This is a genomic window from Micromonospora sp. WMMD754, assembly GCF_049315235.1.
Lineage (GTDB): Bacteria > Actinomycetota > Actinomycetes > Mycobacteriales > Micromonosporaceae > Micromonospora > Micromonospora sediminicola.
The window spans coordinates 2,205,212-2,216,963 of sequence record NZ_CP186058.1; the positions used below are offsets into that span (position 1 = coordinate 2,205,212).

The window sequence follows — 11,752 nt, forward strand, 5'->3', positions numbered from 1 at the left end:
TTCCTCAGCGGACGGTGCCGACCAGGTGTGGCCGTCCGTCCCGCGCGCCGTGCAGCCCGAAGTCCCAGCCCGCGCCTCCGGTGGTGGCACCGAACGCCACAGTGGACGGCAGCGGCACCGGCAGCTTGAACGCCACGTCCACGGTGTACGCGTCGGGCAGCCGACTCTCCAACGCGGCCAGGCAGCGGGCCTTGCTCCACATGCCGTGCGCGATCGGACGCGGGAAACCGAACAGCCGCGCGCCCAGCTTCGAGGTGTGGATCGGGTTGTGGTCGCCCGAGACGCGCGCGTAGTCCGTGCCGACCCGGGGCGTCACCCGCCACTGCGCGGAGAAGGCCGGCGGCGCGGGCCGGTCGCCCCGGTCGCGCCGCGGGCCGCCGCCGGCCGCGCGCTCCTTACCGAGGTACGTCGACACCCCCCGCCACACCTCCTCGCCGTCGACCGAGCCGACCAGCACCACGTCGAGCTGCCGGCCGCGTTCGTGCGGGCGCAGGTTCTCCGCGTACGTGCGGAAGTCGACGCTCTCGCCCACCTGGACCGGGCGGGCCACGGTGATCCGGTTGGCCACGTGCACCACGCCGGTGAGCGGGATCGGGAAGTCGGCGGCGGTCATCAGCCGCAGTGACAGCGGAAACCCGAGCACGTGCAGGTACGTCGCCGGCAGCCGGTCGGCCAGCCGGAACCCGCAGACCCGGTCGTAGTCGGCCAGATGCGCCCGGTCCACCGTCACCCCGGCCACACTCAGCTCCAGAGCGGGCAGCTCCCGCCCCCGCCGACGACCCGTGCCGGGCAGCGCCCCCAGCAGCGCCCGCCGATAGAGCGCCCCCGCCCCCGGCAGCCGCCCCAGCTCGACACGCACCCGCTCGCCCTGCCCCCCACGGCTCCGTGGATCTCCGGAAGTGCCGTCAACCTCATGATCGACGGGGCGGGGTGGAACGAGCGCCGAGAGGTCCTGGGTCGCCTCGGCCTGGGGCGTGCGCGCGGCCAGGGCCGCCCGGGCCGAGGTGAGGTCCTGGGTGGGGCCCTCGATCAGGTCGTGCAGGGTGAGGTCGTCGGGCTCGTGGTCGCGGGACGCCATCACGCCCCCAGCAGGCTCTGGCCGCAGACCCGGACCACGTTGCCGCTGACCGCGCCGGTCGCCGGCCAGGAGAGCCAGCCGATCGTCTCGGCCACGTCCACCGGCAGGCCGCCCTGGGCCAGGCTGTTCATCCGCCGCCCCGCCTCGCGGATCATCAGCGGGATGCGCGCGGTCAGCCGGGTCTCGATGAACCCGGGCGCGACCGCGTTCAGGCTGATCCCGCGCTCGCGCAGCACCGGGGAGAGCGAGTCGACCAGGCCGATCACGCCGGCCTTGCTGGTCGCGTAGTTGGTCTGCCCCCGGTTGCCGGCGATCCCGGCGATCGAGGAGACCGAGACGATCCGGCCGCCGGCCGGGATCAGGTCGCGCTCCAGCAGCACGTCGTTGATTCGCTCCTGGCTGGACAGGTTCACGTCGATCACCGAGTCCCACCGGTCGGCGTCCATCCGGCCGAGCGTCTTGTCCCGGGTGATGCCGGCGTTGTGCACCACCACGTCGACCCGGCCGTGCCGGGACGCCAGGTGCTCGGCCAGCCGGGCCGGCGCGTCCGGCGCGGTCAGGTCGAGCTGCACCGCGCTGCCGCCGATCCCGTTGGCCACCGCCGCCAGTTCGTCGCCGGCCGCCGGGATGTCCAGCGCCACCACCTGCGCGCCGTCCCGGGCGAGCACCGTCGCCAGCGCCGCGCCGATGCCCCGGGCCGCGCCGGTGACCAGCACGACCTGCCCGTCCAGCGGCCGGTTCCAGTCGGCCGGCGCGACGCCGGCGCCGGCGCCGACCCGGATCACCTGGCCCGAGACGTACGCGGAGCGGCCGGAGAGCAGGAAGCGCAGGGTGGACTCCAGGCTCACCGGGGTGCCGGCGTCGCCGTCGCGGGTGACGTACACGAGCTGGGCGGTGACACCCCGGCCGAACTCCTTGCCGATGCTGCGGGTCAGCCCCTCCAGGGCGCGCTGGGCGGTCGCCTCCCGGGGTGAGCCGCACTCGGCCGGCGGCGTGCCCAGCACGATCACCCGGCCGCTGGGCAGCACCGACCGGGCCTGCGGGTGGAAGAAGTCGTAGAGCTGGCGCAGCTCGGCGGAGTCGGTGATGCCGCTGGCGTCGTACACCAGGGCGGCGAAACGGCTGTCGGCGGTGGTGGCGGCCGGGTCGGTCAGCTCGACCCCGGCGGCGGCCAGGATCTTGCCGGCCGGCTCGGCGAGCCGGCCGCCGGTCGAGGAGCCGAGCAGGACCGGCCCGGGAACGAGCGGGTCGCCCGGCGTGTGCCGGCGCAGTCGGGGCGGGTCGGGCAGCCCGAGGCGCTTGACCAGCGCGCGACCGGCCCCCGTCTGGACGAAGCTCGCGTACCTGTCGGTCATAGGCGTAGCCTACTGGCGAGTAGGGTTCGGGCAACAGCTTCGAGGAGGCCGATCGTGCAGAGTGTCCGGCGGGTCGCGGTGATCGGCGGCAACCGCATCCCCTTCGCCCGGTCCAACTCGCGCTACGCGCACGCGTCGAACGCGGACATGCTGGGCGCGGCGCTCGACGGGCTGGTCGCCCGGTTCGGGCTGGCCGGCGAACGGCTCGGCGAGGTGGTGGCCGGCGCGGTGCTCAAGCACTCCCGGGACTTCAACCTCACCCGGGAGGTGGTGCTCGGCTCCCGCCTCGACCCGCACACCCCGGCGTACGACGTCCAGCAGGCCTGCGGCACCGGTCTGGAGGCCGCCATCCTGGTCGCCAACAAGATCGCCCTCGGGCAGATCGACGCCGGCATCGCCGGTGGCGTCGACACCACCTCCGACGCGCCGCTCGCGGTCAACGAGGACATGCGCCGCACGCTGATCCAGCTCAACTCGGCCCGGACCCTCGGCGAACGGCTCAGGATCGCGGCGAAGCTGCGCCCGCTCCAGCCGTTCCAGCCGGAGATCCCGCGCAACGCCGAGCCGCGTACCGGGCTGTCCATGGGCGAGCACGCCGCGCGCACCGCGCTGCGCTGGAACATCGACCGGGCCGCCCAGGACGAGTTGGCGCTCCGGTCGCACCAGCGGCTCGCGGCCGCGTACGACAAGGGGTTCTTCGACGACCTGATGACCCCCTACCTGGGGTTGACCCGCGACCAGAACCTCCGCGCGGACACCAGCGCGGAGAAGCTCGGCTCGCTCAAGCCGGTCTTCGGCGCCAAGGGCCCGGATGCCGAGCGTGCCACCATGACCGCCGGCAACTCGTCCCCGCTCACCGACGGCGCGTCGACCGTGCTGCTCGCCTCGGAGGAGTGGGCGCGGGCGCACAACCTGCCGGTGCTGGCCTGGTTCTCCTGGTCCGAGGCGGCTGCCGTCGACTTCGTGCACGGCGACGAGGGGCTGCTGATGGCCCCCGCGTACGCGGTGCCCCGGATGCTGTCCCGGGCCGGGCTGACGCTTCAGGACTTCGACTTCTACGAGATCCACGAGGCGTTCGCCTCGCAGGTGCTGGCCACGCTGGCGGCCTGGGAGTCGCCGGAGTTCTGCAAGGAGCGCCTCGGCCTGGACGCGCCGCTCGGCTCGATCGACCGGGACAGGCTCAACGTCAACGGCTCGTCGCTGGCGGCCGGGCACCCGTTCGCCGCCACCGGCGGCCGGATCGTCGCCACGCTGGCCAAGCTGCTCGACGCCAAGGGGAGCGGGCGCGGCCTGATCTCCATCTGCGCGGCCGGCGGGCAGGGCGTGACCGCCATCCTGGAGCGCTGACCGGGTGGCTGTCAGCCCGACGGGTGGCAAAGCGGACTAAAACTCACATAGAGCGCGAATGAACCTCACGATGGGAGCAACTCGTCCTCATCGGGAGGTTCATCGTGAAAACTCGCCGCTGGTTGCTGGCCGCGCTGTCCGGCGCGGCCCTGACGCTGGCACCCGGGCCGGCGCTGTCCGCCCTCGGGCCCTCGGCAGCGCTGGCCCAGGCCACCGTGGTCGACGAGCGGACCGCCGGTCCGCAGGCCGGCCCGGTCGGCCCGAGCCTCTGCTCGCCCGGGCTGCCGCCGACGGCGCCACAGACCACCCAGTTCTACGACAACAACCGGCTCCTCGGGCCGGCCACCCTGCCCACCGCCTCGCCGGTCGGTCCACTGCTCGCCGGCTACCAGCGGCTCGGCGCCCAGACCGAGACGGAATGGCTGAAGAACTGGACCAGCGGACCCACCACCCTGCTCTTCCCGCCGGAGGACGGCTTCGTCCTGGACCCGCACGGTGCGCCGGTCAAGACCCGGCAGGTCCTGCTCCCCGGCTACCGGGTGGACCGCTTCGGCAACCCGACCGGCGCCTTCCTGGCACCGCTCGGCACCCCGTTCAGCTCGCGCTCGCTGGCGCCGCAGAGCCTGAACACCCCGCCGACGCCGCCGGCCACCACGCCGGCCGCCCCGCTGGCCAACTACCACACGTACTGCGTGGTCAAGCCGTTCCCGGTGGACTCCGGGCCGATCGCGCCGTGGTTCGCCCAGCCCGGCATGGGCACCCAGTTCGAGCTCAACCAGGCCTACTTCCCGCAGGCGTCGGACCCGGTGAACGTGCAGTGGCTGATCGACCACGGGTTCCTCGTGGAGGAGTATCTGGACGGCCTCTGCACCGACCCGACCGGGTGGGCGCAGTCGTCGCAGATCTGCTGAACCGATCGGAGGTCGGGCGTGGACCGGTACGAGTTGCGCGCCGCGCTGCTGGCCGCGGGGGTGTCCCCCGACGCCTTCCAGCTGGCGGACGCGCACGAGCACCAGCCGGTCCCGCCCGACTTCTGGTTCCTCCGGCCCGGCGACGGCGGCTGGGAGATCGGCCCCTACGAACGCGGCCGGTACAAGCTGTGGCGGCGGTACGCCACCGAGGCGGAGGCGAGCGCCGCCCTGTTCCACATCCTCGCCGAGCATTCCACCTCCTGAGCAACCCGGACGGGGGCGTGCTCCGTCACCTGGGCATGAGGCGAACGAGGGGCTTCGGGACGTGAACCGGGCCGAGGAAGACGAGTACCGGCAGTTCGTCACCGCCCGGATGGAATCGTTGCGCCGCACCGCGTACCTCCTCTGCCGCGAGTGGCACACCGCCGACGACCTGGTCTCCATCACCATCGGCAAGCTCTACCGACACTGGCGCCGGGTCCGCGCGGTGGAGAACGTCGACGCGTACGTGCGCGGGATGCTCACCAACGCGTGGCTGGACGAGCGGCGGCGACCCTGGCGGCGCGAGCACAGCACCGACGAGGTGCCGGAGACCGCCGACATGATCCTGCCGGAGCCCACGCTCGCCGAACGCGACATGCTGCTCGCCCTGCTCGGTCAGCTGCCGCCCCGCCGCCGTGCCGTGCTGGTGCTCCGCTACTACTGCGACCTGTCCGTGGACGAGACCGCCCACATCCTCGGCATCAGCGCCGGCACGGTGAAGAGCCAGGCGGCTCGGGGCCTGGACGCGTTGCGCCTGCTGCTGACCGGCATCCCGTCGACCCGGGGGGAGCTGTCATGACGTACCGGCAGTTGTTCGACGACCTGATCGGTGAGACGCCGGTCTCCACCGTGGACGTGGACCGGGTGATCGGCGGACAGCGCCGGGCCCGGCGGCTGCGGATCGGTGCCGGCACGACGGCGGTCGCCGCGGTGGTGGCCGCCGTGCTGGTCGGCACCACCTCGCTCATCGGCAAGCCGCACGCCCAGCCGGCCAAACCGGTACCGGCCGTCACCACGATCCCCGGCAGCGACCAGGACCTGGACCGGATCGACGCCGCGGTGATCACGGCCTTGACCCGCGCAATGCCGCGGCTGGCCTGGGCGGTCAAGGACGGGCCGGTGATCGACACCCCCGCCTGGGCCTCCGACGTGATGGGGCAGGCCGGCTCCCTCGGTTACCGGGGAAACGGCGGCTTCCGGGTGGACGGGGTCGACCTGGTCGCGAGCCTGCAGATCACTCCCGACGGCGCGAAGAGCTGGCAGGCCGAGGAGTCTCGGGCGTGCTCGAAGGCCGCCGCCGAGTGCGGCGAGCAGACGGGTCCGGACGGCGAGAAGATCAGGTACCACCGGTCGGTCTGGGAGCAGGAGGTGCCACCGCAGCTCCGGGATCGGATGCCGAGCCGGACAGAGAGCGCTGGCGTGACAGCACTGCGTCGGGACGGCACGTTTCTGAACCTGAGCCTCAGGACCGTCACCGCCGAGGACAACCTCCCGATCGCCGTCGGGCAGTTGATCCCGGTCGTGCTGGATCGCGCCGTCGCTCTCGCGCCGAAGCCGTCCCCCACACCCGCAGCCTCGTCCACTGTCACCACCGTCGCGGGCACCGCTGCGGATGCGGCACGTCTCGACGCGGCGCTGACCAGCGCCCTGCGCCGGCAGGCGCCGGACTTCACCTGGACGACCAGGTGGGGCGGCGAAGACAGCCCGACCCCGGTCGGGTTCGAGCCGAAGGGCCGGCTGAACGTCGACGGCCCGGTGCTGGATGCCGCCGCGTTCCGGGTCGGCAACCGGGCCGGGCAGGTCACGCTACGGCTGGTGCGCGAGGGGGAGCGCGCCTGGTCGGCCGCCCCGCCCTGCCCGACCGCCGCTCTCGCCGCCCGCCACTGCACGGTGACCGAAAATCCTGGTGGCGAGCGGGTGCGGGCGCGGCGCCTGCTCACCCGTTTCGGCTTACGCCCCGACTCGACGCGACCGGCGGCGAGCAACAACTACCTGATCGAGTCGCTCCGCCCGGACGGCACGCTGGTCCGCCTCTACGTCACGCAGGACAAGCCGGCGCTCTCGATGGATCAGACGATCGAGGTGGCTCGGGAGGCAACGCTCGTCCTGGCCCCACGGCCACCGGCGGGAACCGCCACCACCGGGTTCTACGGTCTGCCTAGCTGGGATTACGACAGCGTCGGGCAAGGATCGGCCGTCGCTGCGCTCGACGCCGTCTCACCGGACGGAATGATCTATCTGCTGCCCTTCCAGGAGGGGAGCGGCGGACCGAACGGCGCGACTCTCCTGTCATACAACTTCATGGTGCAGCGAGGCGGACTGGCCGGCGACGGCGAGATCATCGTGGAGCGCCGCGCCGCGCTGGTGCTGAGCTGCGCCACGGTCGGCGCGCTCCCGCCGGCGATGCACCGGGGACACGCGCATGACGGCGAGTGCACCGAGTCGACCCGACCGGACGGTAACCGGGTCGTCACGATCGTCTCTCGTCCGTCCGGGTCGGTGGTCTACGGCGTGTTCGTCCAGCGACCCGACCGCGGCACGGTCGAGGTGGTGATCGACAACCGGCCGAACACCGGAGCCGCCTCGGACATGCCGACCGACGGAGACTTCGGGCGCCGCTGGCCGAAGGGCGTCCAGGGCGGTGCCACCCCGCCGCTCACCCTGGAGCAGGTCACGGCGCTCGCCGCCCATCCGGATCTGATCAACCTGTTGCCCTGACCGGAGAAGACGGACGCCCCGGGCCGGTCCGGCCCGGGGCGTCCGCGAGCAGCGGGCCGACCGGTGGCGGCGCGAGCCCGTACGCGAGAATGAGGGCCGTGACGACGATCCCGAACGTGCTCGCCAACCGGTACGCCTCACCCGAGCTGGTCGCCCTCTGGTCTCCGGAGGAGAAGGTCCGGATGGAGCGCCGGCTCTGGCTGGCGGTGCTCAAGGCCCAGCGTGACCTCGGCGTGCCGGTGCCCGACGGGGTCGTCGAGGCGTACGAGCGGGTGGTCGACGACGTCGACCTGGCCTCGATCGCGGCGCGCGAGCGGGTCACCCGGCACGACGTGAAGGCGCGGATCGAGGAGTTCAGCGCGCTCGCCGGGCACGAGCACGTGCACAAGGGGATGACCTCCCGCGACCTCACCGAGAACGTCGAGCAGCTCCAGATCCGCGCCTCGCTGGAGCTGATCCGGGACCGGGTGGTCGCCACGTTGGCCCGGCTGGGCTGGCACGCGGGCGAGTATTCCGCGCTGGTGATGACCGGCCGGTCGCACAACGTCGCCGCGCAGGCCACCACGCTCGGCAAGCGCTTCGCGTCGGCGGCGGAGGACCTGCTGATCGCGTACGAGCGGTTGGAGGACCTGATCGGCCGCTACCCGCTGCGGGGGATCAAGGGTCCGGTGGGCACCGCCGCCGACCAGCTCGACCTCTTCGACGGCGACGCCGGCAAGGTCGCCGAGCTGGAGCAGCGGGTGGCCGGGCACCTCGGGTTCGCCCGGGTGCTGGACAGCGTCGGCCAGGTCTACCCGCGCTCGCTGGATTTCGACGTGCTCTCCGCGCTGGCCCAGGTGGCCGCCGCGCCGTCGTCGCTGGCCACCACGATCCGGCTGATGGTGGGCCAGGAGCTGGTGACCGAGGGCTTCAAGCCGGGCCAGGTCGGGTCCAGCGCGATGCCGCACAAGATGAACACCCGCTCGTCGGAGCGGGTCAACGGCTTCGCGGTGATCATCCGGGGTTACCTGTCGATGGTCGGCGAGCTGGCCGGTGACCAGTGGAACGAGGGGGACGTCTCCTGCTCGGTGGTGCGCCGGGTGGCGCTGCCGGATGCGTTCTTCGCCGCCGACGGCCTGTTCCAGACGTTCCTCACCGTGCTGGACGAGTTCGGCCCGTACCCGGCGGTGATCAACCGGGAGCTGGAGCGGTTCCTGCCGTTCCTCGCCACCACGAAGATCCTGGTGGCGGCCGTACGCCGGGGGGTGGGCCGGGAGGTGGCGCACGAGGTGATCAAGGAGCACGCCGTCGCCGTGGCGCTGGCCATGCGGGAGAAGGGCACGGCCGAGAACGACCTGTTCGACCGCCTCGCCGCCGACGGCCGCCTGGGCCTGACCCGGTCCGAGATCGACTCCCTGGTCGCCGACCGCAACGCCTTCGTCGGCGCCGCCCCCGACCAGGTCACCAGGGTGACCGCAAGAATCACCAAGATCGTCGAAACGCACCCCCAGGCCGCCACCTACTCCCCGCCCCCCATCCTCTGACCGTCCCGCACTTTCCCGTCGATCATGAAGTTGGCGGCACTCAGGGAGATCATTCCTGCCGTCAACTTCATGATCGACGCGGCGGACGGGTGGTTCAGGTGCCGGTGGGGGTTTCGGCGGCGGAACTCAGGTTGGGGGCGCTCGCGGGTTCGGCGATGCCGCCGGGGGCGGAGGCGATCTCCGGGTCGTGGGCGGTCTCGGCCGCGATCATCGGCTGGTCCGGCGGCATGACGTCGGGCATCTTCGGCGCGACGATCACCGCCGTGCCGTAGGCGCAGATCTCCATCCACATCTCGCCGCAGTCGCGGCTGTCGAAGCGCATCCCGATCACCGCGTTCGCGCCGAGCCGCTGCGCCTCCTCGCCCAGCCGGGCCACCGAGTCGGTGCGCCAGCGGGTGAGGTTGTCCGGCGCCATCGGGTCGTAGGCGCCACCGCGCAGGTTCTTGACCCCCTCGCGGTACGGGTTGCGGGTCCTCGCCATGGAGGAGACCACTTCGCCGAGGATCTGGCGGATCTCGTAGCCGGGCAGTTGATCCGTCGTCACGACCAGCACGGTTCCGATGCTGTCAGGCACCGGCCGGGTGGTTCGCGACAGGTGTTCACCTGACCGGATGCTGCAAAACGGCGCGGCGCGGACGGTCGGGCGGCTCCCGACCCATCCGCGCCGCAACGACGTCATCGGTCAGACACCGGCCACCGAGGTGATCCAGGACCGGTTGTACGCGACACTGCCGTAGTTCTGGATGCTGGAGCCATCGGCGGTGGAGGCCACGCCGACCTGCCGGCCGTTGTAGAACTGCGGGCCGCCGGAGTCGCCCCGCCAGGCGTTGCCGTTGACCCGGGTGCTCCGGATCGCCTGCCCGCCGTACGCGTCGGTGACGCTGGTGCTGGTCACCCTGACGTTCGCGGTCTTGAGCTGGGGCGACGCGCCGCAGCCGCTGTAGCAGGTCATGCCCCAGCCGTAGATCGAGTTGGTCGAGCCGACCGGCGGGTTGCTGCTGGCCAGCGTCACGGTGGAGGTGCTGACCGCGCTGGACAGGCGCAGCAGGGCCAGGTCGTAGCGGGTGTAGGAGGCGCTCACGGTGCGGGTGACGCCGCCGGAGGCGTAGTAGACGCTGCCGACCCGGACCGACATGGTGCCGCTGACGCAGTGCCGGGCGGTGAGCACCCACTGGGACGCGATCACGCTGCCGGAGCAGGTGAACGAGCCGTTGCTGAAGACGGCCGCGGCCCAGGGGGCGGACGAGACGGTGCCGCCGCCGATGATCGGCTGCGGCCCGGCCGGTGCGGCGGTGGCGCCGGACGCGGTGGCCAGGACGCCGGCCAGCGCGGTGGTCAGCACGGCGAGCAGGGGACGGAGGCGCATGTGGGGGCTCCTTCGGCGCGGGCGCCCGGGGTTGCCGGGCCGGTCGGGGCCCGCCGGGCGGGTGACCCGGCGAGGTGCGTCGATCAATAGCATCGACGTCTGACGATGGATGCTACGGGCGTGCCACGCTCTGTCACAAGACGTGAATCGAGATACGCCGATGACTGTGTCCGTCTCGGCGGCGTGTCGGACCGGCTGTCGGAAACCGGTCCCGCGGCCCCGTCATTGAGGGCAAAATGCCTGGTGAGAGGCGTTCTGGACGACCGTTGACCTTGAGGTTGGGCAACAAATCCGTATCGACGCCGCAACGAACGCGCAACGGTCTCCGGCCCGGGCGGTCGGTCCCGCCGATCACCGCCCGAACTGTCCCCGGCCGGTGCGGGCGGGGCGATATCTGCCAGGTAGGCTGGCTGCGCTCGCCCGTTTGTGGGCCGGCACCCAACTGCGTACACAGTCAGGAGTGCCCAGTGCCTCGCGTCGTCGTCGACGTCATGCTCAAGCCCGAGATCCTCGATCCGCAGGGCCAGGCCGTCGCAAACGCGCTGCCCCGGCTCGGCGTCAGTGACGTCGCCTCCGTCCGGATCGGCAGGCGGATCGAGATCGAGTTCACCGGCGAACCGGACCTGGACCGGGCCCGCGAGATCGCCGACAAACTGCTCGCCAACCCGGTCATCGAGGACTTCACGGTCCGCGTGGTCGACGCCGACGAGACCGCGGGCGCGCACTCGTGACCGCCCGGGTCGGTGTGGTGACGTTCCCCGGCTCGCTCGACGACGGGGACGCGGCCCGGGCCGTCCGGATCGCCGGCGCCGAGCCGGTCCGGCTCTGGCACGGCGACCCGGACCTGCACGGGGTGGACGCCGTCGTCCTGCCCGGCGGCTTCTCCTACGGCGACTACCTGCGCTGCGGCGCCATCGCCCGGTTCGCCCCGGTGATGGAGACGGTCGTCGAGGCCGCCCGTGGTGGCCTGCCGGTGCTCGGCATCTGCAACGGCTTCCAGATCCTCTGCGAGGCCCACCTGCTGCCCGGCGCGCTCACCCGCAACCAGCACCTGCACTTCCGCAACCGGGACCAGGTCCTCCGGATCGAGGCCACCGGCACCGCCTGGACCAACGCGTTCCAGCCGGGGCAGGAGGTGCTGATCCCGGTCAAGAACGGCGAGGGCTGCTACGTCGCCGACCCGGCGACGCTGGACCGGCTGGAGGCCGAGGGCCGCGTCGTCGCCCGGTACGTCGGCGGCAACCCCAACGGATCGCAGCGCGACATCGCCGCGATCACCAACGAGGCCGGCAACGTGGTCGGCATCATGCCGCACCCCGAGCACGCGGTGGAGGCGCTCACCGGCCCCTCGCTGGACGGCCTCGGCTTCTTCACCTCGGTGCTCAAGCACCTGGTGGGAGCGCCCGCGTGAG

General features: G+C 72.4%; 12 protein-coding genes. 8 read left to right on the top strand and 4 right to left on the bottom strand.

Features of this window, described 5'->3' with window-relative positions:
* Positions 1-4 precede the first annotated feature (4 nt).
* Together ACN27B_RS10650 and ACN27B_RS10655 are read right to left on the bottom strand one after the other, a co-directional pair.
* Positions 5-1,078: a MaoC/PaaZ C-terminal domain-containing protein gene (locus tag ACN27B_RS10650; protein WP_422745899.1), complete on the bottom strand. Its 1,074-nt coding sequence runs from the start codon at positions 1,076-1,078 to the stop codon at positions 5-7.
* The gene (locus ACN27B_RS10655) at positions 1,078-2,433 is read right to left on the bottom strand and encodes a 3-oxoacyl-ACP reductase (RefSeq protein WP_099163069.1); all 1,356 of its coding nucleotides are present in this window, start codon (positions 2,431-2,433) and stop codon (positions 1,078-1,080) included. Before ACN27B_RS10655 ends, ACN27B_RS10650 begins: the two co-directional genes overlap by 1 nt.
* A gap of 54 nt (positions 2,434-2,487) precedes the next feature.
* On the opposite strand from ACN27B_RS10655, the gene ACN27B_RS10660 reads away from it, so the two are divergent.
* The 6 genes from ACN27B_RS10660 (at position 2,488) to purB (ending at position 8,974) form a co-directional block, all read left to right on the top strand.
* Complete coding sequence (locus ACN27B_RS10660; RefSeq protein WP_422744719.1) at positions 2,488-3,780, top strand: acetyl-CoA C-acetyltransferase; 1,293 nt, start codon at positions 2,488-2,490, stop codon at positions 3,778-3,780.
* A gap of 104 nt (positions 3,781-3,884) precedes the next feature.
* Positions 3,885-4,691, top strand: coding sequence for a TNT domain-containing protein (locus ACN27B_RS10665; protein ID WP_422744721.1), 807 nt, complete (start codon positions 3,885-3,887; stop codon positions 4,689-4,691).
* Positions 4,692-4,709: 18 nt separating this feature from the next.
* Positions 4,710-4,955 (top strand): hypothetical protein, encoded by a 246-nt coding sequence (locus tag ACN27B_RS10670; RefSeq protein ID WP_099163066.1) that lies wholly within the window; start codon positions 4,710-4,712, stop codon positions 4,953-4,955.
* 61 nt (positions 4,956-5,016) lie between these two features.
* Positions 5,017-5,532: a SigE family RNA polymerase sigma factor gene (locus ACN27B_RS10675; protein ID WP_281589367.1), complete on the top strand. Its 516-nt coding sequence runs from the start codon at positions 5,017-5,019 to the stop codon at positions 5,530-5,532.
* Positions 5,529-7,451, top strand: a complete 1,923-nt coding sequence (locus tag ACN27B_RS10680; RefSeq protein ID WP_422744724.1) for a hypothetical protein — start codon at positions 5,529-5,531, stop codon at positions 7,449-7,451. Before ACN27B_RS10675 ends, ACN27B_RS10680 begins: the two co-directional genes overlap by 4 nt.
* Positions 7,452-7,540: 89 nt before the next feature.
* The gene (purB, locus tag ACN27B_RS10685) at positions 7,541-8,974 is read left to right on the top strand and encodes an adenylosuccinate lyase (protein WP_422744726.1); all 1,434 of its coding nucleotides are present in this window, start codon (positions 7,541-7,543) and stop codon (positions 8,972-8,974) included.
* A 94-nt stretch (positions 8,975-9,068) separates the two neighbouring features.
* Here the strand turns inward: purB and ACN27B_RS10690 are convergent, their stop codons facing one another.
* Positions 9,069-9,653: a YbjQ family protein gene (locus tag ACN27B_RS10690; RefSeq protein ID WP_172967874.1), complete on the bottom strand. Its 585-nt coding sequence runs from the start codon at positions 9,651-9,653 to the stop codon at positions 9,069-9,071.
* Positions 9,654-9,656: 3 nt separating this feature from the next.
* On the bottom strand, positions 9,657-10,340 hold the full coding sequence (locus ACN27B_RS10695; protein ID WP_099163063.1) for a S1 family peptidase: 684 nt from the start codon (positions 10,338-10,340) through the stop codon (positions 9,657-9,659).
* A gap of 467 nt (positions 10,341-10,807) precedes the next feature.
* Between ACN27B_RS10695 and purS the strand changes: the two genes are divergently transcribed.
* A complete protein-coding gene (gene purS / locus ACN27B_RS10700) occupies positions 10,808-11,071 on the top strand; it encodes a phosphoribosylformylglycinamidine synthase subunit PurS (RefSeq protein WP_091565725.1) in 264 nt (87 codons plus the stop codon).
* Positions 11,068-11,751 (top strand): phosphoribosylformylglycinamidine synthase subunit PurQ, encoded by a 684-nt coding sequence (purQ, locus tag ACN27B_RS10705; protein WP_091565722.1) that lies wholly within the window; start codon positions 11,068-11,070, stop codon positions 11,749-11,751. Before purS ends, purQ begins: the two co-directional genes overlap by 4 nt.
* The last annotated feature ends 1 nt before the right edge of the window (position 11,752 follow it).

Bases quoted from the DNA above. Each gene is read 5' to 3' on its own strand.
- ACN27B_RS10650 (WP_422745899.1), bottom strand. From the start codon at position 1,078: ATGGCGTCCCGCGACCACGAGCCCGACGACCTCACCCTGCACGACCTG.
- ACN27B_RS10695 (WP_099163063.1), bottom strand. From the start codon at position 10,340: ATGCGCCTCCGTCCCCTGCTCGCCGTGCTGACCACCGCGCTGGCCGGC.
- ACN27B_RS10655 (WP_099163069.1), bottom strand. From the start codon at position 2,433: ATGACCGACAGGTACGCGAGCTTCGTCCAGACGGGGGCCGGTCGCGCG.
- purB (WP_422744726.1), top strand. From the start codon at position 7,541: ATGAGGGCCGTGACGACGATCCCGAACGTGCTCGCCAACCGGTACGCC.
- ACN27B_RS10680 (WP_422744724.1), top strand. From the start codon at position 5,529: ATGACGTACCGGCAGTTGTTCGACGACCTGATCGGTGAGACGCCGGTC.
- ACN27B_RS10690 (WP_172967874.1), bottom strand. From the start codon at position 9,653: ATGACGTCGTTGCGGCGCGGATGGGTCGGGAGCCGCCCGACCGTCCGC.